Genomic DNA, 22,354 nt, shown 5'->3' with positions numbered 1-22,354 from the left:
TTTTTTATTTAAGGAATGGATATGGCACTCACAGACAAGCAGGAAGCATTCTGTCGCGAGTACCTAATTGATTTGAATGCTACTCAAGCAGCAATTCGAGCAGGGTACAGCGAGAAGACTGCAAATGAGCAAGGATCGCAAAACTTAGCGAAACTTAGTATTCAAAATCGAATTCAAGAGTTAATGAATGAGCGCAATGAAAGGCTAAGCATTGATGCTGATTATGTGCTTAAGCGACTAGTTGAAATAGACCAAATGGACGTTCTGGATATCCTTCATGATAACGGAGGCATTAAACCTATTCAGGAGTGGCCAAAAGTTTGGCGCACATCTTTAAGTGGCATGGACTTAGCTGAAATGTTCGAGTCTAAAGATGGTGAGCGCGATTTGGTCGGCATCATGAAGAAAATCAAATGGCCTGACAAAGTGAAAAACCTTGAGCTACTAGGCAAGCACAAAAACGTTAGTGCCTTCGTGGATAAAGTTGACCTAACCGCTGACGTGAAAGTAGAGAATCGCTCTATCAAGGATATATTCGATGGCTAACCCTTACTTTAAACCATTTGCAGCAAGCGCCCCTTATAAGGTGGCCTATGGTGGTCGAGGTAGCGGTAAATCTTATTTCTTTGCAGAGCTAGCTATTGAAGTCGCACGCAGAATCAAAACAGTTATTCTGTGTACTCGTGAGTTTCAGGGTTCGATTAGTGACTCAGTACATAAGTTGCTTTGTGAAACCATCGACAGGTTAGGTTACACTAACGAGTTCGAGATACAAAAGAACACAATTATTCACCTTGGCACTGGCGCTTCATTCGTATTTGCTGGTATCAAAAATAACGTCACCAAGATTAAATCAATTCAAGGTGTGGGTATTTGCTGGATTGAAGAGGCTGAGGCGGTAGTCAAAGATTCATGGGAAGTGTTACTGCCTTCAATTCGCGGCGATAAAAATGCGGAAATATGGGTAAGCTTCAACCCGAAGAATATCCTTGATGACACTTACCAGAGATTTGTTGTTAAGCCGCCAGAGGGCGCAATAGTCCTCAAGGCTAATTACGACGTAAATCCCCACTTTTACGACACGCCACTTCCTAAGCAAATGGAAGAGTGCAAAGAACGTGATCCTGAGCTATACCGCCATATCTGGCTAGGCGAACCGGTTGCAGACTCCGCGTTAGCAATTATCAAGCCTGCATGGATTGAGGCGGCTGTCGATGCGCATATCAAATTAGGATTTGAGCCAAGAGGTAAGCGAATTGTCGGTTTCGACGTTGCTGATGATGGCGAAGATGCTAATGCCATAGTGCTTCGTCATGGCTCGATTGCTTTGTCTGTCGAAGAGTGGCGAGGTCAAGACGTCATATTTAGCGCTGACAAGGTCTATGCTGATGCGGTTAAGAATAACGTAGATACAGTTATCTACGACTCAATCGGCGTTGGTGCTGGCGTTAAGGCTCAATTTAATCGTAAAGATAATCGCATTGTTACTGTCGGGTTTAACGCAGGAGCTTCCGTCGAGAAGCCAGAAAGCAACTATAAGCCCGGTAAAACAAATAAAGATATGTTCTCCAATTTGAAGGCGCAGCAGTGGCAATTAGTTGCTGATCGCTTCTATAACACTTGGAGAGCTATCGAGCATGGCGACAAATTCACCGATGACCAGTTAATCAGCATATCCAGTGATATGAAAGATATCGAATACCTCAAAGCAGAGTTATCACGCCCTCAAGTCGATTATGACAGTAACGGGCGCGTAAAGGTTGAGAGTAAAAAGGATATGAAGAAACGTGGTATCCCAAGCCCAAACAAAGCCGATGCGTTCATTATGGCGTTCTCTAACGCTAAACAACCATTCCGCATTCCAGACGAGATACTCCGATGAGCAAGAGTAAAAAAACACAACAGCCTGTCGGAAAACAACCGTTCAGGATTAAAGATATTGATTTAGAAAAGGCCTCCGCATCAGGTGAGGAAAAGAAATACGCTCACTTCGAGCGATATGAGCCATTGCCTGGTGTAATTCCTGAATCTAAAAAGGAAGCAGCATTTGCAATGGATGCCACGCCATACGACATGCTTAATACGATGTCGATTGGTGATGAGTATTCAGGGTTTCGTGGATACCCACAGTTAGCGGCAATGTCTCAGCAAGTTGAATATTCTAACATGCACAGTGTATTCGCTGATGAGATGACCCGTAACTGGATTGAAGTTAAAAGTCGTAAAGAGGGCGATCCTGATATTGAACTGATGGAAAACGCACTCGTTAAATATGATGTAAAGCGATTAATTCACGATGCGGTTAAGCAAGACTCTCAGTATGGTGTTGCTCATGTTTACATTGATACTGGTGCAAAGACAGATTATGAGTTGGAAAAGCCTTTATTCTTAGACCCAAGAAAGATACCTAAAGGATCACTAAAAGGCCTTAGAGTTGTTGATCCGACTTGGATTTATCCTGCCATGTACAACACGCAGTGGCCGTTAGCTGATGATTTCTATAAACCAAGCGCGTGGTTTGTTATGGGCAAAACAGTTCATGAATCAAGGTTTATGGACATTGTTAGTCGACCAGTGCCAGATATTCTCAAGCCGTCATACAACTTTGGCGGGTTATCTCTCACTCAGTTAATGGAGGATTACGTTGTTGACTGGCGTGATGCTAAGAAAAACGTAATTAAGATACTCCGCACATTGAGAATGAGGGCGCTTAAAACTGATATGGACGCGCGGTTACAAATGCCGGGCGAGTTTGATAAGCGCATCAAGATGTTTACGCAATATCAGGATAACTTCGGTGTTTGGGTAATAGATACAGGAGAGGATTTAATTCACATGCAAACTTCGCTAAGTGAATTATCCAATCTGCTATCAAACTATCAGGATCAACTCTGCATTCCTTCGCGTATTACCAATTTAAAACTCCTAGGGAACGCTCCAGCAGGTTTAAATGCCTCGGGTGAGTCAGAGTTATCTACATGGCATGAAACTGTGTCAGGGTATCAGGACGGAAATCTAAGACGACCCTTAGAGAATATCTTCAAGATTATCCAACTTTCAGAGTTTGGAGAAATAAAAGAGGATATTTACTTTGAGTTTAGGCCTCTTGATGAGATTAGCGAAAAAGAACGCGCTGAGATCACTAAGATTCGCGTTGATGCTGTGGCAGTTGCTGCTGACAGTATGTTGGTTAACTCAGAGGAAGCTAGGGATGCTCTCAAGGGTATAGAGGGTGCTGGTTTCGAAAACTTGGATGGTGATTATGAACCAGAAGACAACGAGACTGAAGCCTATTAACTATAATGCTGGCAATATCAAGTGGTATCAAAGGCAGTTGCTAGCAGAAATTAGAGAAATGAACGATGAGGTTAGGCGCGAAATAGTTAACGCTATTCGCAGTAATCTTCTCGCTCAAGATGCTAATTTAGCCATGGATGCTAATCCTGTTACTTTTATCAAAAGGCTACTTGATTCTCTAGCAAGGAAATGGGTTGACCGATTCATTAATAAGGCACTTCCAATATCAGATGAGTTAATGGATAAAACGCAAGATGCAGTCGATAGAGGTTTATTGGCTGCAGCTAGGCGTGAATCTATGACTATCAACATGCAATGGACTGACGCCATGTTAGAGAAGCGTGAGGCGATCATTGCTGAGAATGTTTCTCTTATCCGCTCTATCCCTGAGAAATACTTTACTGAAGTAGAAGGTATGGTATATCGCGCCGTTGCTCGTGGCGGTGATAGAAAAATACTTGCTGATGAAATAGAGCGTAACTTTGGTAAGCGTCACGGTATCACGCGGCGAAGAGCTGAGTTTATCGCTCGTGACCAAACACGCAAGGCAACAAGTGCGTTATCGGCAGCAAGGCAACAAGCTGCTGGTATCGTTGAGGCTGAGTGGGTACATAGTGGCGGTGGCAATAAACCCCGTCATAGTCACGTTAAAGCAGGTCGGGAAAGAAAGCGATTTAAGCTATCTGAAGGCTGCTTGATTGATGGCGAATATATTATGCCCGGTCAATTGCCTAATTGCGGTTGCGTGTGGCGACCCGTGCTGCCGTTCTAATAACAGATCACCTCGGTGGTCTTTTTTTATGTCTGAATAAAGGTAAACCATGAAAGATGTGAAATTTGCCTTTGATAAAGCAAGCGTCAGGACTTACGACGAAGATGGGATGATGCACGTTGCATTAACACCGATCAGTAAATCCAATGTCTGCATCTACTATGGCAAGGAAATACCCAACTCCGAAGAGTTAGGTTTAGAACCAAATAAAGCCTATCGACTACTACGTGATCCAGAAGAGCTCAAGAAAGCCGTCAGTACATTCAATAATAAGCCTGTGCTCAATAAACACATCGGCGTAACCGTGATTGACCCACCAAAAGACGCGATTGTCGGCTCTACTGGAGAGCGTGCAGAGTTCGATGGTACTTATCTTAAAAACTCAATGGTTATTTGGGATCTGGACTCAATTCTCGGAGTGGAGACGGAGAAGCAAAAAGAAATTTCCTCATCTTATCGTTATCGACTTGATTTGACAGCGGGAGAGTATGAGGGAGAAACATACGATGGCGTAATGCGTGACATCGTTTGTAACCATGTGGCCATAGTGCCAAGTGGTCGGGCAGGCCCCGACGTATTTGTTTATGACTCGAAACCAATAGGAATCAAACTGATGTCAAAATTAGAAAAACTTTGGGCGTATTTGCTACCTAAATTAGCTAGCGATGCAGATCCAGATGAAGTTAAAAAAGAAGTCGGAAATGTCATTAAAGATGAAGCTACACAAGCTGAAAAAGATAATGAGTCCGAAGCAGAGCGCTTAAAGCGTGAAGAAAAAGAACTCAAGGAGCGTGAAGCGCGAGAAAACAAAGATCGCGAAAAAGACCGCAAGGCGGCGGATAACGACAATAGCAAAGATGATAAGTCCAATAAAACCGCTAATGACAACGATGACGACAAAAAAGCCAAAGACAACAAAATGGCTATGGATGCCGCCATTAGCGCCGTAGAGCGTAAATTTATGGAGTTACGTCAAGCTGAGCGTGATGTTCGTCCAGTTGTTGGAGAGCTGGCTTGTGATAGTGCAGAAGATGTTTATCGGACAGCTTTAAAGCAAATGGGATGTGAAGATCACGCATCAATTCCTGCATCAGGACTGCGTTCTGTTTTCAATGCCTACTCAAAAGTGCCTACGATGGCTCAAGACTCCGCACCTATTGCGGCATCCTCTCGCGATAATGTTCGCAAGTTCTTTGATGGAGATAAATAACTATGGCATTTCAATCAAGTGTTCGCCTTTACTCTGGCGTAGGTCAGGAAGGTCAACCAGCATCTAATAGCCCAATTATTGCAGCAGCAGGCGGTTCCGGTGCGTTCAAGGCAGGTGATGACGGCCTTAATATGTGTCGTTTCGCTTGGCGTGACGCGAAAGACCCTAAAAAATTAAACAACAAAGGCACTGGCAAACCAGTTGGTTTTGTCTACAACAATGCTAATGCCACCATTGATTACCTGAAAAGCAATAGCTTGTTAATCTCGAAAGGGCGTGAAGCATCTCCGATTGTTGGTGGTGATTTTTGGGCTAAATCAGCAACACAAGCGATTGTTGGTCAGAAAGTATTTGCGGTATTAGCAGACGGCACGATCAAAACGGGTGCCGCTGGCGAAACTGTTGATGGTGCAATCGAAACCGAGTGGTATGTAGCAAGCGCTGCCGCTGTTGGTGATTTATTCGTAATTTCTACATGGAGCAAAGCATAATGCCACAATTAACACAGGCTGATTTCTCAGCATTTAAGAAGGAAGCAGAATCTCGCGGTTTTTACCTACCGCCTTCTGTGACTAAATTCGCTATGGATGCGGAAATTCAGCCATCCATGCCAGCGAACGGTGGTATTCCTGCTATCGTTTCAACCTTCATTGATCCTGAAATTGTCCGCACTATCTTTGCTAAGCAAAAAGCAACTGACATTTTAAGTGAGAGAAAGAAAGGTTCATGGGCACAAGATACCATGATGATCCAGCGCGTTGAGCAGTCTGGTGACGTGGTCGCGTATGATGATTACAGCGAACAAGGTGCAAACCAAGTTACAAACGCATGGGAAAATCGTCAAGTGTTCCGTTATCAAACAATGGTAACTTACGGTGAGTTAGAGCAAGAGCGATATGGTTTGGCTATGTTGCCTTATGTTGCAGAAAAACAACGCGCTGCAGCTTGGACTATGAATCAGGAGCAGAATAAGTTCTACTTCTATGGTGTTGAAGGCTTGCTTAACTACGGCATTCTGAATGACCCTGCATTACCAGCACCAATCACCCCTGCTACAGTTGATGGAAAAACGCAGTGGAAAGATAAACAAATTATCGATATCTATAACGATATCCTATCGCTTTACGCAGACCTGATTGCTCGCACTAATGGTGCAGTGGGTGATGGTGTTGATATGGCATCTCCATTAGTTCTTGCAATGAGCCCTAAAGCTTCCGTTTGGTTTAAAAAATCAAATGAAATCTTTGGTAACTCCGTTGAGAAAATGGTTAAAGATACGTTCACTAATCTACGCATTGAAGTCGCGCCACAATACGACACTGATGCTGGCGAACTGATCCAGATGTTTGTTGAAACCGCTCAAGGTCAAAGCGCTGGTTACTGTGCGTTTAGTGAAAAGCTTCGCGCTCACCCAGTTATCACAATGTCCTCAAGCTGGAAGCAAAAATATTCTGGCGCAACTTACGGTGCGGTAATCACTCAGCCGTTCTTATTTGCTCAAATGCTAGGGGTGTAAAGTGGCTAAAGTTTCAAGTTATGTTATTGGTTGTAAATTACCTAATGGGATCACCTTTAAGCATGAAGGCAAAGATATCACGCTATTGGGTGCTAACTCATCCGCTCTTCTGAATGGGTTTGGTATCACTCGGGATGTTCCTGCTGATGCTTGGGAAGCCTTTGAGAAGTCATTTAAAGACCAGAAAATATTCCTTAATGGCATTGTGTTTGCTGTGACGGATTATAAATCTGCCGAAGATGCCTCAAAAGAGCGCACCAAACAGAAAACAGGCTTAGAGCAAGCCAGCACTAAATCTGCTGGGGTGGAACCACTAACCGAGGATTGATTATGGCAATCGTGGAACTGAATAAATCTACGTTCCGCGCCATGTTCCCAGAGTTTTCCAATATATCAGACGATTTATTACCTTTCCTTTTCGACCAAGCCACCGATTACCTCGATAACACTGAATTCTCATTGGTCTATCAGACTGATAAGCGAGAGAGATTGCTCTACTTGCTTATGGCTCATTTGGCATATATGAGATACGGAGATAAAGACGGCAAAGGTGGCTCGGGAATGGTTGGGCGAGTATCGTCTGCCAGTGAGGGAAGCGTGTCTGTATCTTCTGAACTTGGTGCGATTGAGTTTAGAAATGCATGGTACACGCTTAGCCCTTACGGAATGGATTACTGGCAGGCCACAAAAGTTTATCGAATGGCTAACTACTATCCGGGGAGCATTTATGGCTAATGGGCTAGAAAAATACCTAACGGATTTAGCTGCAAGACTGGATGCAACGGAGGTTAAGGCGGGGTTTATTGATGGTACTACCTATCCTGATGGTACGAGTGTAGCTGAGGTTGCTTATAAGAACGAGTATGGCGTTCCTGAAAATAATCAGCCGCCCAGACCATTCTTTAGAAATGCTATTAATAGCAACAAGGAGGAGTGGGTTAGAGGGATATCGAGAGGATTGGCTTCTGGTGTCAGTTCCAGAGATGTTCTTGAGGTAATTGGCGCAAGAATGAAAGGTGATATTCAAGCATCAATTTCTGAGTTGGTTGATCCTCCACTGTCTCCAACCACTTTAAAAATAAGAAGAATTAGAAAGGTTATGCCTAACTCATCAAATAAACCACTGGTCGATACGCGGGTAATGATTGGTGATGTTAACTACGAGGTGATTGATGATCAAAGTTAGAGCCATTGCCAACTCAGCTATTCAGGTCGTTAATAAAAACTTACCTGCGACCCTAATCGCTAACGAGGGATTTGAAATTATCCCCGGAGGTAAGCAAGTTCCTAAATTCTCCTCGTATGAAATAAGCGTTCAAATGCAAAGCTTGAGCACTCAAGACCTTGAACATTTGGGCGTTATTAATCAGCAAGGTGAATTCATCTACTGTTATGCGAGAGGGCAAATCGAAGCCATTCGCAGAGCAAAAGATAAAGGGTCTGACAAGATTAGTTTCGTTGCATACGGTGAATCCGAACCATCTGAATGGCTGGTCACCAAGGTCATAGAGTCATACCCATCATGGGTTAAGGTGCTTTTATGGCGACAATAAGCATTACTGAAGATGATCTCTTTCTTGAGTTATGGACATACTTAACTGATTTATTTGGCTGCCCTGTTGTTCGTGGTTATGAAAATAATGTACCTGTACCCAAAGACGGTATTGTCATGCACATGCTGTACGAAAGAGATTTGGATTACACGGCAGATTATTGGGAAGCGACAACGGAAGAGGTAACAGCACAGCGATCAGTAGAGGCTACTTTTCAGTTTGATTTTTACGGTGAAGAAGCCAATAACCGATCAAGAGTTGTAGCAAATCTCTGGAAGTCATCATACACAACCGACCGACTCAAAAAATGCAAACCTTTAGACAGCGGAAGTCCAAAGAAAAACGTATTGGTGAATGAAGCAAATCAATACGAAAATCGCATGATGCTAGACGTTACCCTGCAATATAACCCTGAAAGCTCTTATCACACCGATGGTGTCAATCGCGTCTCTATCACTACCACTCAAGTTTAAAAGGTAAAAATATGAATTCTATTCCAGCAAGCGATATCGTCCAGATATTGCCCGGTGTCGTTGGCACTGGTGGTAACCCTCTGGCACTTAACGCGCTGTTTATTACAAAGAAAAAAGCAGAATCAATGCTAGGTGTTCGCTCATTCGGATCTGAAGATGAAGTCGGCGAAGTGTTCGGCATTGACTCTGATGAATATCGAGCCACTCAAATCTATTTTGCTGGGTTTGTTAACTCAACCTCTCGACCTGAATCACTCTATATTGCCTATATGAATGGCGAAGCGGAGTCAGCAAAACTCATTGGTTCTAAAGTTCCTGTTCGCACAGAAAGTGATTTTAACCCACTACCTAGTGATTTAACTTTAACTATTGATGGTGAGAAAGTTTCAGTAACCATTGATGGTGAAGTAACAAGCTATTCTGCTTTAGCTCAAGCAGCGACTACTTCACTGGGTGCAAAAGGTCAGTGCGCTTATGACGCGCTATCGCAAACTTTCGTTATCTCTGGTGCTACAAAGGGAGCGAAAGGAAACATCTCGTTTGCTGTTGGCGATTTGGCTGAATTTATGGGCTTTACTGAATCATCTGGTGCACAGAAAAATGACGGCATTGATGCTGACTCTATTGAAGAGCTGATGCCTCGCATTACCAAAGAAACACGTAACTTTGTTTCGGTAATGACTTTGGGCGACTTCTCAGTAAGTGAAAAGCTCACAATTTCTCGCTGGGTTTCATTGCAGAATGATCGCTACATTCACGTACTGTACCACTCAAATGATGATGATTTAAAAGCCATCTCGGATGCGATTATTGGCGCAGAAGTTGGCGGAACAATGTTGATGTACGGTGATTATACTCACGGTGCTTTCGTGTGTGGCTATCCTGCCTGTCTTAACTTTGATGAATTGAACGGGCGCACAAACCTGTCATTCCGTTACCAAGAAGGTTTAGCACCATCAGTTGATGAGAAATCAAAAGCAGATGAACTGGAAAAGTTAGGCTTTAACTATTACGGAGCTTTCGGCACAGCCAATGACCGCTTTGTCTTTGTTTATCCTGGTTCAATCTCTGGCAAGTTCAAATTCATGGATAGCTACGTCAACCAAGTATTCTTCAATAGCCAGTTACAACTAGCACTCATGACCATGTTAGTGAGCAATAAGAGCGTTCCTTACAATGATGCAGGCCGAGCTATGCACCGTGCCGCAGTAACCGATCCTGCTAATCAAATGCTTAACTTTGGTGGTATTCAACCTGGCGTTGAATTATCAGAACAACAGAAGAAGCAGATTAACTACGAAGCTGGTTTTGATGCGGTGTCTCAACTGAAAACTGCCGGTTGGTGCATTCGTGTTGGTGAAACTCCAGCTCAAACCCGAGGATTGCGTAAATCCATGCCATTAAAACTCTGGTACGCAGACGGCGGTAGTGTCCAGAAAGTTAATTTACCGTCAATTAACGTTCAATAGGAGTAATGAATTATGGGTATGGGCCATAACGAAAGAACAATTACCTCGGCAAACTCAGTCATGATGATCCGCTGTAAAGGTATTTATGATGACTGGGTGCGCATTCAGGGTTTCCAAGCTGACAACGCATGGGAGTTCGGTGACGCAAATATTGGCGAGACTCGCATGGGTGTAGATGGTAAGCAGTCCATTGGATACACGCCTCACGAAACGCCGTGGACACTGTATCTGGAAGCTAACAGCGCATCTATTGAAGTGATGGAAACCATCCGCAAAGACTTCAACAGCAATATGGAAGTACGCCCGATTGAAATCATTATTGAAATGCCATCAATCGCTAAGCGTTACACAGGTAAAGGCGGTTTAACCACCATGAAAGGCGGTCCAAGCGGCAAGAAAATGCTTGATGGCACAACTTACAATTTCAACATGGTTACAGAAGGCGCAGAGGAAATCTAATGTCACTAAAAACAAAAACTATCACTATTGAAAAAGGTCGTGATGAAGGCAAAACATTCGTCATTACTGAAATGCCAATCACTAAAGCTGACAACTGGGCAATGCGTGCTTTATTTGCTATTGCTAATGGTGGTATCGATATCGAAGGTATTAACCCTAACATGGGCATGCTTGGAATGGCTCAGGTGGCAATTAAAGCGTTATCTGGCATCAAACCTGATGTTGGTATTCCGTTACTTGATGAGTTGTTAGAGTGCGTCCAAGTTCTTCCTAGTAGCGGTAATGCGCGAGCGTTGATTATCGACTCAGATATTAAAGATTTGAGCACGATGTTCACACTCCGCAAAGAAGTGCTAGCCATCCATATTGATTTTTTAACTCAAGGCGGTGGGTCAGACTTGAAAAGCTAAAAGCTGGCCTACCGCTAAAGGATGGCGTACTCGCTGAAACTGCTAATGTGTCTAGTGTGGTGTCTCAGGTAATTACATCTGGTCACGCCACACTGCATGAATTATCAACGGTATACAGTCTTGAGGACTGCATGAATTTGATAGAGATACATCAGGTCAGCGAGTACAACAAGCAATTAATGAAAGAACTCAGTGAGTCTGAGTAAGTGCCACAAATGTGGCTTTTTTATTGCCTGAAATTTGAGGTAACACTATGGCTACAGTTGTAGAATCACTAATTGTCTCACTTAAATTAGACAACAATGAGTTCGGGCGCGCAGTAAGAGAATCGATAGATGCTAATAATAACCTAGCTGATTCAGTAGATAGGGTTAACGATTCTTCCAATGACGCAAGTATTAATATCAAGGTTTACACAGAAGAAACCAAAAAATCATCTGATGAGACTGAACGAGCAAAAAAGCAAAACGATAATTTTGAAAAGACTATCAATAATGTGGTTAAAGCCTTATCTGGTCTATTCACAACTATCTTTGCTTCAACAGGTTTACAGAAGTTAGTTGATGAAACCAGTAAAACCAATGATCAGCTCTATTTCCTAAGCAAAAACTTAGGCATGAACGCAACCGACATTAAACGGTGGCAGAACATGGCAGAGATGACAGGTGGTAGTGCTGATGGAATGGCGGCGAGTTTATCAGGCTTGAGTCAATCCCTGTGGAACTTAGTCACCACAGGTGATGCTTCTATCTTACCTTGGTTTAATGCGCTCAATGTCGATGTGGTGAACTCTGGCGGTCAAATTAGAGACCTTAATGATATCTTGCTCGATGTATCTGACAGCTTATCGAAAATGTCACGTCCTCAGGCGTATAACATTGCCAAAAATATGGGGTTCGATGACGGCACAATAAATCTGTTGCTTGAAGGTCGTCAGGCTATGCAACAGATGCTAGAGACTCAAAGGCATATCGTTATCTCCAGCGAAGAAGAGTTAAAGCTCAGCCGTCAACTTAACCAACAAAATGCATTAGTCAGCAAGCAGTGGGAGGGTTTAAAAACACTCATTGCGAACTACTTAATGCCTTACTTCCTCCGCTTCTCTGAGAAAGTCTCAGGTTGGCTTGATTACCTCAATAAAAATAGAGAGGTAGCCAAAGACCTGTTTAAGGGCATGGCGGTTGTACTCACCTTGTTTCTGATCCCTGTATTATGGCGCGCCGCGACTGCGATGTTGGCTTTATTTGCCCCTATATTCACTGGTACAGGCTTGGTTTTAGCATTAGTTGCCGCTCTAGCTTTGCTATATAACGACTACAAAGCATGGAAACGTGGTGATAAGTCCTTATTTGATTGGGGTAAATTGGATAAGGGAATTACTTATATACTGAAAAAGCTTGATGAGTTTAAAGCATGGTTTAAAAACACCACTATAGGGAAATGGTTTACTGACGCAAAAGGTGAGGTTGATTTACTGAAAGCGGCATTCGCTGGATTAGCTTTGTATATAGGAACTAAATGGGTCGGAAAAATATTAAAAGCATTCGGAAAGATAATTAAGGGTGCTGGTAAGTTAGGAAGAGGGTTAGGCTCTAAGGCAATAATTGGGGCGTTATTATATGAACCCGTTGATGAAATAATGACCTCTATCGTTGGCGAGGAGAAGAAGAAATATCTTGATTCTCACGGGCTTTATTGGGTATCAACAGGTGATGGATTCTGGGATTTTGAATTATTCACCAGTGAAGATGATGCAAAAAAAAGGCAGGCTGAGATAGATGGATTAAATGACGGGTTGGGGGCTAGAGTAGGACAGATTATCAACAACAACAGTACCTCAAATACGTCATCGAGTAATACAAAAAATATTAACAACATAGATAACAGAAAAGGGATTTCAAGGGGAGAAAGAAATAACAACCCTCTTAATATGAACTTTGTTGGACAAAGAGGAGCTACCCTAGAGGACGACCCAGATGCGCGGTTTGCAAAATATAAAACACCCTACGAAGGACTAAGAGGAACAGTAAGGCAGTTGATGTTGTATTTTGATGGAAAATCAAGGGCGGTAGGGAACAGGAAGTTACAAACAGTGCAAGATATTATTGGAGCATGGGCGCCTAAAAAGGGAAAAGATAAGAACGACACTGACGGCTATATTAAACGCGTATCTGAAAGATTATCGGTATCACCAACAGAAGTGATAAACCTTAATGATCCAGAAATGATGTACGCACTAATGAATGCCATGAGTAAGGAGGAAATTGGGAAGCCACTTCCTTACAATAAATCACTTGTGATGTCTGCTATCAATGGAACTGGTGATCCATCTGTTAATCTTGCAAATAACATTAACTCTCTCAACAAAGCTATTAGTAAGCCAATAGTATCAAATACAGGGTTTGAAGCTCAGAGCTTTCTATCTCAAACTCATAAGATAAATAGTCAACCGAAAACGGTAAATAATAAAACCGAGGTAACTGTGAATGGAGGAATTAATGTCACAAGCACGGCGGATACCATTAAAGGAACAGTTGAGGATGGAAGAGTAGCCGCAAGGGAATCCTTGTCCCAGATTATGCCAACCATGGTCTAATTTTCTGTTGTTTGCTATTAGTTGGTGGCACAATAACTTTAAATTCATACTTGTGAGGTTGGTAATGATTAAAGGTTTCTTCACTGTTGCTGTTATAGCTTTAATATCTTTCAACTGTTTTGCTTTGCCTGAACCTCAAGATAAAGAGGTGTACAACACGTTTTCTGCCTCATTGAAAAACAGGCTTGTAGAAAGTGAAATGAATGCTCTGCATAATGGAAAAAATTCATTTGTATTGTCAGAGTATTTCCTCAATCCACTAAGTGATAGTTATATTTATAGTGAATACAAAAATAATGAAATACTTGCCAATAAGAAATATAAGAATAAAGAAATAAGGATTGTTGCTGTTGCAGAGAGTATTTCAGAAGATTTTACAGGACGAGGAATTATAAGGACTTTATCTCCAGAAGTGTTTTCTGGAAGCGCTATATTAAATATAGATAAAAATGATAAATACATCTTGTCCTTATCTTCAGGTGATCGCATAGATATGGTGTGTAAAGGTGGCGGTTTCGTAATGGGGAGCCCAGTGTTAAATGACTGTGTATCAACAAGGGATTTTGTTATAAAGCACATGGGTAAAGGTGAGATAAGAGATTCTCTAGAGAACTTAATTGATGGGGTATCTTATGTCTTATATACTCAATACTTTGATATTATAGGGAATAATTGTAAAAGTAGAGTCGAATGTGAAAGTTTCATCTCTAATATCTTTCAGAATAAGATTACAGCAAAATCACTGGGGTTGGATGATGAAGAAAAAGAAAAGAGACTGGCGTCTCTATTCGTATTTATTAATAAGCACGAGAAAGAACTTAATGATAAATACCCACATGCAAGCAAGGTGATAAGTGGGTTCATTAAAGCAAAATAAATGGTTACGAGTATGGACGACTGGCGATAAGAACCCTTCAAGACAATTGCAGGATAGGTGCTGGTGATCTGTGGGGATTGAGAGATAAAGAATGCTCTATCATCCTTAGTTATAGAGACTAAACAAGGGCATCCGTGCCCTTTGTTCGTTTTCTGAAAGCACCAATCCCAATCTTGTCCGAAGATAGCCGAACGGTAAATTTGAGTCGTTTTGTGGTAAGTGATACTGTGTTTATATACAGCTTATTCTCCTCTAAATAGAGATTTATCTCTTATAAAAGATAGTGAGATTCGTCTCAGAGGCACAAACTTTTATTGAAGTTAACTAAATGTTGTTTTAGTATGGCGCCAAGTTGATATTATCAATTTGGTAAAAATGTAGCATTGGTAGTGCTATTTAAGAGGTGTTTTATGAAAGCAATCAAGGCGATACTAACAGCTTTAGCTACTGGTGTGGCTGCTGTTCCGTCAATTGATTGTCTTGCGAGTGACAGTCACAAGCATTCAATTGTCTCTAATTATAATGGAGATGAAATTAGGAATGAAAAAATAGTGAGTGACCTACACGAGAAAATTGAATGTGTGAATAATCTTACTAGTATGGCTAGCGAATTGTACTTTAGCTTATTGTCAATGAGTACAGATGAAGCGCGTAAGATTATTGCAGAGAGTGGTGCTAATAACTATGAAAATAGTGAAATGTTTATTAGAGCTCTAGAGATTTTTGCAAAAAATACAGCTGAAGAAAATACCGGTAACGTAGCTATTTATAGTGACATAGTTGAATACTGGAAGAGCATCGCAAAAGCTAGATACGAAATATCTAGGTTAAATAACTTTGTCAAACAGTTGACCGTAATTCCTAAAACTTACGAAAGCGATATTGACTTTTCGGCTCTAAAGGAGCTTGCTCAGTACGCTACTGGAAAAGTTATTAGTGGAAAATATGATCTGGCTTAAGAGGGTGTCGTGACAATAGAAATATTCATCAACGAAGATACAAGGAAAGACTTTATTGACGATATTTTTCTTAGGCATCCAGAGCTAGAAAAATCAATAATACAAGATTTTTATCGATATAAAGTAACAGGTGAGCTTCCATCTTACTTTGGCACTGATGTTGCTTACACTGAGCCACATGCTGCGATAAAAGCTGGATTAATGCATATTCATCTTAAGTTCCCTCCAGACTGCTTCCCTGAAAACTTGCCTCAATCAGATAGAAAGTGCAAGGTGGGGGATCCAGAAAAGGATGCCTGTCTGGTGTATGTTCAGGGTGAGTTGTATGAAAATAAATACTCTATTCTTGGTATACTTAACCCAGATGCACACGGAATGGCTAGGGATAAAAATATAATGTCATACCTTAGCCGCATGGCCCAAAAATTTAGAGATGAAAACTAACCCACTCCGGTGGGTTTTTTATTGCCTAAATTTCACCACACCTCTTGACTGAGGTTTTTCACGTTGGAGATAACAATGTTCGGAATGCCAGATATACCAAACTGGAAGGGATTGCCTAACGCTGGATTAGATGCAGGTATTAGCCTTGGCGGTGCTGCGTTAATTAAATCCCTGTTCGGTAACTACTGGGGAATATTCAATGAATACGGTGTTCCGTTATTACTCGCTGATAACGTGATATCACTCCAGTATGAAAATAAAAGCCGTGTTGTAAATGCGCCTATCGAAAGAGGCACATTTGCCAGCTACAACAAAATAAGCGATCCGTGGAAAGCAACAGTACAAATGAGTAAAGGTAGCGGTGGTGCTTTAGAGCGCGGCGCTTTCTTGGCTCAACTTGAAATTCTATCTAAAAGTACATTGCGATTTATCGTTATCACGCCTGAGTTTGTCTACAAGTTTGCAAATATAGTGGGGTATGACCTAGCGCGAGAGGCTAAAGACGGCGCAACACTTATCAAAGTAAACGTACATCTTGAAGAAATTCGAGAGGTTACGGTTAGCTACGCAGAGGAAGAGGTCACCAAGCCAGATGATTCAAAGGTGAAAGATACCGGTGATCAGACTCAAAAGGTGGAATCTCAGGGGTTTAACTTTGATTGGAATAGTGGAGATAGTTATTTATATCAGGGGGCTGAATTTCTAAAAAGTGCAGGTGATGGCTTTCTAAAATCATTCGATGAAATAATGAAATTTGCACAAGGGCAAGTATCTGGAGGTTAAATGTTATTTGAAATAAAACTATCACCCACACCAAACCAGTCAACATCATTCACTATCAATAACACACTTTACGAACTCACGTTAGAAACCCGACTTGAAAACTTATTTGCCACGGTAAAACGAGATGGTGAATATCTGGTGTGTAATCGTATTTGCCGAAACCTTACTTACATTTGCCAATGGCTGATATTTGTCGATATCGAGGGGAATACAGATCCAGTGTATTCAGAGTTAGGCTCACGTTATAAATTGGTGTGGAACGATGGCATTCAATAGAAAAGTTTTGCGTATAACATTAACGCTGTCGGGTGAGAATCAATCATTCTCCACTGAGAATAAGAATAGCCTGTCTGCCATTGGATTGAGGGCGATCGCTGAAATTAACTATGGCAATGGCTCTCCTGCACCTAGTGCCAGAGTGAAGATTTACGGCTTGCCGATTGAGACAGCGGATAAGTTACTTCGCATTAAATTCAATTCGTTAAACGGACTAAGAGACACGATAGCGATAGAGGCAGGGGATCAGGATAGTGATCTAGTGCCTGTATTTAAAGGTGGTATTACATTTGCCTACCCTGATTTTGGTGACGCGCCTAATGTTGCTCTAATTATTGAATCACAAACAGCAGTGCTTGAAAGCATGGCTCCTGTTGATGCTGAGAGTTACAAAGGCTATCAGGACGTTGTCAATATTATGGGGCAGATATGCGAAAGGGTTGGCTATACGTTAGAAAGTAACGATGTGAATGCAAAGCTCAATGATGTTTATCTTTGTGATACCGATATGAAGAAAATCAGAAAGCTGGCTGATGATGCTGATCTTGACCTTTATCTTGAAAATAATCTTGTGGCCATAACCCCAAAAGGACAACCAAGGAAAATTAAAATCCCTGTCATCTCTCCTGAAACAGGGTTAATTGGCTACCCCACTCCGACCATGATTGGTGTCGATTTTAAGTGTTTCTTTGACCCTCTAATTCGCTTTGGTGGCATTGCGAGAATAAAAAATAGCACCGTTGAGCGTTGTAATGGCGATTGGTTGATTTATGGCTCACGTTCCATTTTAGAAACCGAGCAAGAGTCGGCAAGGTGGCATATGGAAATATCAGCACAGAACCTAGAGGATAGTAAGAATGTCGCAATCAAAAAATGAGACAGCTTCACTCTATGGCCCTAAAGATATGGCGGGTGGTATTGGCACTCAAGAGATGATTATTAACTCATTAATTGGGCGTGTAGCGACTACCACTGTCTGCAAGGTTGTGGCGATTAAACCAAGCGGAACTGACGCGGTTGGATTGTTAGATATTATGCCTATGGTACTTCAAGTTGATGGAGCGGGGAATACTTACAAAAACGCAGTTATCCATAACGTACCTTACTTTCGTTATCAGGGAGGCTCTAACGCGGTAATTATCGACCCTAAAGTCGGTGATTTGGGTATTTGTCTTGTTTGTTCTCGTGATATCTCAAAAGTTAAGCGTACAAAGGGTGAGGCAGCGCCAGACAGTAAGCGTCGGTATGACTGGGCTGATAGTTTGTATATTGGGGGGATCCTTAATGGATCGCCTACACAATTTATCCATTTCCTAGAAAGTGGAATAGATGTTGTATCGACTGGCGTTATTAAAATGAAAGGAACTAAGGTGGTTTTAGATGCTCCAGTAGAAACCACCTCAACATTACACTCAGCAAGCCATATTACTGACAATACTGGTCAGGGAAACACTCAAACAATGGCCTCTATGCGAACCACTTACAACGGTCATACCCATAGAGAAAACGGTCAAGGTTCTGATACGAACCAACCAAACCAGCAGGTATAAAATGAAAACATTATTTCTACTACCTGATACATGGGATCTGACCCTTGATGTATCGGGAAACCTCGCTATTGCCTCTGAACAGTATGAGACGGCTCAATCAGTTGCTAATAAGTGCCGAGTATTTATGAAAGACCTTTATTACTCACAAAATGAGGGCATTCCTTATTTGGAGGATATTTTAGGTAAGAATCGCTACTCACTTTCTCTATACCGGCAGAATTTAGAAGAGGCTGCGCTTTCTGTTCCTAATGTCGTTACGGCTACTGCTGAATTATCAACGGCAAATGACAGAGTGGTTAGAGGTAGGATTTTATTCACTGACAACAAAGGAAATAAAGGGAGTATTTCATTATGATCCCACCGGTACAAATACTTCCTCAAGGTATCGTCGCACCAACCACTCAGGAAGTGATAGATGGATTATGGCAGTTAATGAAGGGGTGTTTTGGTGAGAACATCAATACATCGATGGATACACCACAGGGCCAGTTAGTCACCACGTTATCAGCCGTTATTACTGATGAACGAAACTTTATGATTAACCTATTAAACAGCTTTGACCCACGATATGCATCAGGTCAAATGCAGGACGCTCTAGGTTACATCTACTTTATGCAACGAAAACAAGCGACACCTTCTGTGGCTGAGTTAACTTTTAACGGATTGAGTGGTGTTGTGATACCTGAAAATTATCAGGTAAGTGATGATAGAGGGTTATTCTGGTCAACATCTGAAGAGGTTGTCATTAATGAATCAGGCGTTGCAGTAGTCAAAGCCAACTGCTTAACCTCAGGTGCTATCGATGCACCAGTAGGCGTTATTAATCGACTAACTAAAAGCATTAGTGGACTGGATTCTGTATCAAACAGAACCGCAGGAATACCGGGTAGAAATGTTGAAAGTAGACAAGAGTTCGAATATCGCAGATCTGAATCTGTCGCAAAGAACGCTAAGAATACCAATTCAGCAACTTATGGCGCAGTAGCTAATCTGAAAGGCGTTATTGATTGCTATGTTGTTGATAACCCATCAGATGCAACTATTCAGGTGGGTAAAACAAAATACTCTTTAATCAGAAACTCAATCGCTGTTTCAGTGGTAGGCGGAGATAACGAAGAAATTGCACAGCAAATATTAACGAAAGCTGGCACTGGGTGCTCTTTCGTAGGTAACATAACAGTTACTTATGAAGATAAAGAAAGCTTTCCTTACATGCCACCTAAGTACACAGTGAAGTTTATTCGACCAACGGATATTGCTGTTACATTCACGATTACTGTTGAAGATAAGACTCAATTAACTCACCAAGCAAAACAAGCCATCATAAAAGCTATTACCGAAGAGTTCACAACCGGTAGAGGGAAAGGGCAGATCGGAAAGAGATTAATTGCAAGTGATTATGTATGTGGTGTGGCTCAAGTAACAACCTCACGATTAATCAATATTCAGGTTGGCAGAAAAGGCTCTGCTTTGGCTAGTTACATTGATTTTGGGATAGATGAGTTTCCAGTGTTATCGGTAGATGACATAAGGATAGAGTAATGATTGATATTAGAGAAACATTACTCAGCCAATATGCAAACTCCCCCAATATCCTCGCAATACTAAAATCAGCAAATCAATCCATCGACCCACGTAGTCATGTAGAGGAATTCTACAACATGGCGGTCAACTTACATTCTGCTGTTGGGTTTGGTCTGGATATATGGGGGAGAATAGTTGGTATTGGTAGAGGGCTTTCAATTCCAGATCCTGACGATAATTACTTTGGTTTTGAGGGAACAGAAAAATTTAGCCCATTTGGACAAGCGCCTTTTTTCGGAGGTAATCCTGGTGATGTAACTTATGAAATGTCTGATGACACTTATCGTGAAGTTATCATCATAAAAGCCTATTCAAACATCCTTTATGCAACAGCACCAAACATTAACGCTTTTCTTAAAGCCTCATTTCCAAGAGGAAAAGCCTATTACCTGATCACTGGTCACATGCAGGCAAGATATGTATTTGAGTACCGGTTATCAGAATTCGAAAAAAACTTAATATTTCATCACAATATTTTACCTCGACCATCAGGTGTTGATGTCGGAGTAAATGAGCTTCCTACAAATGAATATTTTGGATTCTACGGCAGTGGATTCCAGCCATTCAACCAAGCGCCTTTCACTAAATAGGTAAGAAATGAAAAATCCAAAATTAATATCTAAGCCTTTCGCACAGAACGGGCAGAAAAACGTCATCCCTGAAAAATACGAAACTAGCATGGAAAGCAACCAAGCGACATGGGATCAGGGGTTTGGTCAGATAACCATGCTGCCAGTTAGTGCAGGTGGCTTGCCACCTAAAGGGCAAGACTTTAACGGTATCCTAAACCAGATGTGTGAAACCATCGTTCATATCTCAAAGGGTGGTGTCTTTAAATTCTCTACTGATTATGCAACAGCTATTAATGGCTACCCAAAAGGGGCAATTCTTCAATCAGAAGATGAGAAAAAATACTACCAGAGTTTGATTGATAACAATAAAGTCAACTTCAACACTGCAAGCCAAGAACAAATAAAAACATCTTGGAAACTGGTAATGACTGATGACTTACTTGATCAACTATCAAAAAAACTAGAATCATCTGCAATAGTCCAATCCACAGGCACATCAACAACAAGCGTAATGAGCCAGAAGGCGTCTACTGATGCATTTCAGCCCAAAGGAAATTACGCTGACAAGTCATCAATTGGGTCGCAGGTGTTTTCGGGGACAGTAAGTGCAACAGACAGCATTAATGCACAATCCAATAGCGGTGATAGCGTTGGGCTATATATAAATGACGGAGACCCATTTATCTCTGCATACATAAATGGTAAATGGACAACGCAAGTCAGGCTGCCAGGAAAAAATGGGACGATGGCATTGCAGGGTGATTGTTATACAAAAATCGAAAGCGATCGTATTTTTCAGCCGAAAGGGAATTATGCTCCTGCGGGAAATTATGCATTAGCTGGAGCGTCATATACTAAATTAGAATCTGATAATAAGTACCAAAAGATAGGAGATTATGCTGATAAATCGTCGGCAGACGCGCAGCGCTTTAATGGCTCTATAATCTTAAAAAAGGAAATAATATCTACAAGCGGAGACATATCAATAGGATTAAACTCGGAAACCAAGCCAGAAATCGTATTTAATTATGGGGATTCATGGAGAAGGGTTACATTTCAAGATAAAGATGGAGTTTCTGCATTAGTTGGAGATAGTTACACTAAATCGGTCAGTGACGGCTTATATCAACCCAAAGGAAACTACCAACCAGCTGGTAATTACGCATTAAAAGGGGAGAGCTACACAAAATCTGAAAGCGATAATCGGTACCCACTTAAATCTGATGTGTACTCAAAATTAGCGTCAGATGATAAATACGGGTTAAAAAATACAGCAAATAAAGCCGAGTCAGGTTGGTGGAAATGTGGAGATACAGGATTAATTTATCAGTGGGGGAAAGTGGCTGGCTCAACATCAGAAACAGACACCAGAAACTTCCCCATTAAATTTCCCAACAAATGTTTAATTATGTTTGGATCTTACATTGGAAATGACTGGGGTGGCGGTGTTGGTTGTGTAATAAAATCAAGCTCTACTTTCCTTCAAATAAACCACACAGCTAACGCCTCCTGGTCTGGCGCAGAGTCAAATTTCTTAGCCATAGGATATTAATA

At 41.6% G+C, this 22,354-nt stretch carries 27 protein-coding genes; all 27 read left to right on the top strand.

The window, feature by feature from the left end; translation table 11 throughout:
• The first annotated feature begins 21 nt into the window (after positions 1–21).
• The 27 genes from GTH24_RS15315 to GTH24_RS15185 all read left to right on the top strand — a co-directional run bounded on the left by GTH24_RS15315 (position 22) and on the right by GTH24_RS15185 (position 22,352).
• Positions 22–546 (top strand): terminase small subunit, encoded by a 525-nt coding sequence (locus GTH24_RS15315; RefSeq protein ID WP_164526645.1) that lies wholly within the window; start codon positions 22–24, stop codon positions 544–546.
• Positions 539–1,882 carry a PBSX family phage terminase large subunit gene (locus tag GTH24_RS15310; protein WP_164526644.1) on the top strand — a complete coding sequence of 448 codons (1,344 nt, stop codon included), beginning with the start codon at positions 539–541 and terminating at the stop codon, positions 1,880–1,882. Before GTH24_RS15315 ends, GTH24_RS15310 begins: the two co-directional genes overlap by 8 nt.
• Positions 1,879–3,297, top strand: a complete 1,419-nt coding sequence (locus GTH24_RS15305; protein ID WP_164526643.1) for a phage portal protein — start codon at positions 1,879–1,881, stop codon at positions 3,295–3,297. Before GTH24_RS15310 ends, GTH24_RS15305 begins: the two co-directional genes overlap by 4 nt.
• The gene (locus GTH24_RS15300) at positions 3,263–4,069 is read left to right on the top strand and encodes a phage head morphogenesis protein (RefSeq protein WP_241253978.1); all 807 of its coding nucleotides are present in this window, start codon (positions 3,263–3,265) and stop codon (positions 4,067–4,069) included. Before GTH24_RS15305 ends, GTH24_RS15300 begins: the two co-directional genes overlap by 35 nt.
• A 109-nt stretch (positions 4,070–4,178) precedes the next feature.
• A complete protein-coding gene (locus GTH24_RS15295; RefSeq protein WP_241253976.1) occupies positions 4,179–5,279 on the top strand; it encodes a DUF2213 domain-containing protein in 1,101 nt (366 codons plus the stop codon).
• A gap of 2 nt (positions 5,280–5,281) precedes the next feature.
• Positions 5,282–5,770, top strand: coding sequence for a structural cement protein Gp24 (locus GTH24_RS15290; protein ID WP_161769602.1), 489 nt, complete (start codon positions 5,282–5,284; stop codon positions 5,768–5,770).
• A complete protein-coding gene (locus GTH24_RS15285) occupies positions 5,770–6,795 on the top strand; it encodes a DUF2184 domain-containing protein (protein ID WP_164526641.1) in 1,026 nt (341 codons plus the stop codon). The genes GTH24_RS15290 and GTH24_RS15285 overlap by 1 nt, the downstream gene beginning before the upstream one ends.
• Before the next feature lies 1 nt (position 6,796).
• Positions 6,797–7,123 (top strand): hypothetical protein, encoded by a 327-nt coding sequence (locus GTH24_RS22000; RefSeq protein ID WP_172767771.1) that lies wholly within the window; start codon positions 6,797–6,799, stop codon positions 7,121–7,123.
• Positions 7,124–7,125: 2 nt separating this feature from the next.
• The gene (locus GTH24_RS15275) at positions 7,126–7,530 is read left to right on the top strand and encodes a DUF4054 domain-containing protein (protein WP_161769604.1); all 405 of its coding nucleotides are present in this window, start codon (positions 7,126–7,128) and stop codon (positions 7,528–7,530) included.
• Positions 7,523–7,981 (top strand): hypothetical protein, encoded by a 459-nt coding sequence (locus tag GTH24_RS15270; protein ID WP_161769605.1) that lies wholly within the window; start codon positions 7,523–7,525, stop codon positions 7,979–7,981. The genes GTH24_RS15275 and GTH24_RS15270 overlap by 8 nt, the downstream gene beginning before the upstream one ends.
• Complete coding sequence (locus tag GTH24_RS15265) at positions 7,968–8,348, top strand: hypothetical protein (RefSeq protein ID WP_206535550.1); 381 nt, start codon at positions 7,968–7,970, stop codon at positions 8,346–8,348. Before GTH24_RS15270 ends, GTH24_RS15265 begins: the two co-directional genes overlap by 14 nt.
• Positions 8,336–8,821 carry a phage neck terminator protein gene (locus GTH24_RS15260; RefSeq protein WP_164526640.1) on the top strand — a complete coding sequence of 162 codons (486 nt, stop codon included), beginning with the start codon at positions 8,336–8,338 and terminating at the stop codon, positions 8,819–8,821. The genes GTH24_RS15265 and GTH24_RS15260 overlap by 13 nt, the downstream gene beginning before the upstream one ends.
• A gap of 11 nt (positions 8,822–8,832) precedes the next feature.
• The gene (locus tag GTH24_RS15255; protein ID WP_164526639.1) at positions 8,833–10,290 is read left to right on the top strand and encodes a DUF3383 domain-containing protein; all 1,458 of its coding nucleotides are present in this window, start codon (positions 8,833–8,835) and stop codon (positions 10,288–10,290) included.
• A 12-nt stretch (positions 10,291–10,302) separates the two neighbouring features.
• On the top strand, positions 10,303–10,749 hold the full coding sequence (locus tag GTH24_RS15250; RefSeq protein ID WP_129037599.1) for a phage tail fiber protein: 447 nt from the start codon (positions 10,303–10,305) through the stop codon (positions 10,747–10,749).
• Positions 10,749–11,159, top strand: a complete 411-nt coding sequence (locus tag GTH24_RS15245) for a hypothetical protein (protein WP_129037597.1) — start codon at positions 10,749–10,751, stop codon at positions 11,157–11,159. Before GTH24_RS15250 ends, GTH24_RS15245 begins: the two co-directional genes overlap by 1 nt.
• A 253-nt stretch (positions 11,160–11,412) precedes the next feature.
• Complete coding sequence (locus GTH24_RS15240) at positions 11,413–13,755, top strand: hypothetical protein (RefSeq protein ID WP_164526638.1); 2,343 nt, start codon at positions 11,413–11,415, stop codon at positions 13,753–13,755.
• Between the two features lie 64 nt (positions 13,756–13,819).
• Positions 13,820–14,632: an OB-fold protein gene (locus tag GTH24_RS15235; RefSeq protein WP_164526637.1), complete on the top strand. Its 813-nt coding sequence runs from the start codon at positions 13,820–13,822 to the stop codon at positions 14,630–14,632.
• 410 nt (positions 14,633–15,042) lie between these two features.
• A complete protein-coding gene (locus tag GTH24_RS15230) occupies positions 15,043–15,591 on the top strand; it encodes a hypothetical protein (RefSeq protein WP_164526636.1) in 549 nt (182 codons plus the stop codon).
• Positions 15,592–15,600: 9 nt separating this feature from the next.
• Positions 15,601–16,035, top strand: a complete 435-nt coding sequence (locus GTH24_RS15225; protein WP_161769612.1) for a type II toxin-antitoxin system YafO family toxin — start codon at positions 15,601–15,603, stop codon at positions 16,033–16,035.
• A gap of 75 nt (positions 16,036–16,110) precedes the next feature.
• Positions 16,111–16,818, top strand: coding sequence for a phage baseplate protein (locus tag GTH24_RS15220; protein WP_164526635.1), 708 nt, complete (start codon positions 16,111–16,113; stop codon positions 16,816–16,818).
• On the top strand, positions 16,819–17,094 hold the full coding sequence (locus GTH24_RS15215; RefSeq protein WP_129037583.1) for a hypothetical protein: 276 nt from the start codon (positions 16,819–16,821) through the stop codon (positions 17,092–17,094). It abuts the gene before it with no gap.
• Positions 17,081–17,971, top strand: a complete 891-nt coding sequence (locus GTH24_RS15210; protein ID WP_164526634.1) for a baseplate hub protein — start codon at positions 17,081–17,083, stop codon at positions 17,969–17,971. The genes GTH24_RS15215 and GTH24_RS15210 overlap by 14 nt, the downstream gene beginning before the upstream one ends.
• Positions 17,952–18,644: a Gp138 family membrane-puncturing spike protein gene (locus GTH24_RS15205; protein WP_164526633.1), complete on the top strand. Its 693-nt coding sequence runs from the start codon at positions 17,952–17,954 to the stop codon at positions 18,642–18,644. Before GTH24_RS15210 ends, GTH24_RS15205 begins: the two co-directional genes overlap by 20 nt.
• Before the next feature lies 1 nt (position 18,645).
• Positions 18,646–18,999, top strand: coding sequence for a hypothetical protein (locus tag GTH24_RS15200; protein ID WP_049206563.1), 354 nt, complete (start codon positions 18,646–18,648; stop codon positions 18,997–18,999).
• Positions 18,996–20,186, top strand: a complete 1,191-nt coding sequence (locus tag GTH24_RS15195) for a baseplate J/gp47 family protein (protein ID WP_164526632.1) — start codon at positions 18,996–18,998, stop codon at positions 20,184–20,186. Before GTH24_RS15200 ends, GTH24_RS15195 begins: the two co-directional genes overlap by 4 nt.
• The gene (locus tag GTH24_RS15190; RefSeq protein WP_049206561.1) at positions 20,186–20,818 is read left to right on the top strand and encodes a DUF2612 domain-containing protein; all 633 of its coding nucleotides are present in this window, start codon (positions 20,186–20,188) and stop codon (positions 20,816–20,818) included. The genes GTH24_RS15195 and GTH24_RS15190 overlap by 1 nt, the downstream gene beginning before the upstream one ends.
• Positions 20,819–20,825: 7 nt before the next feature.
• Positions 20,826–22,352, top strand: coding sequence for a gp53-like domain-containing protein (locus tag GTH24_RS15185; RefSeq protein ID WP_164525800.1), 1,527 nt, complete (start codon positions 20,826–20,828; stop codon positions 22,350–22,352).
• Positions 22,353–22,354: the final 2 nt, after the last annotated feature.

The sequence above is a fragment of the Proteus vulgaris genome, assembly GCF_011045815.1.
Lineage (GTDB): Bacteria > Pseudomonadota > Gammaproteobacteria > Enterobacterales > Enterobacteriaceae > Proteus > Proteus vulgaris_B.
This window is presented reverse-complemented; position numbering and strand designations above follow the sequence as displayed.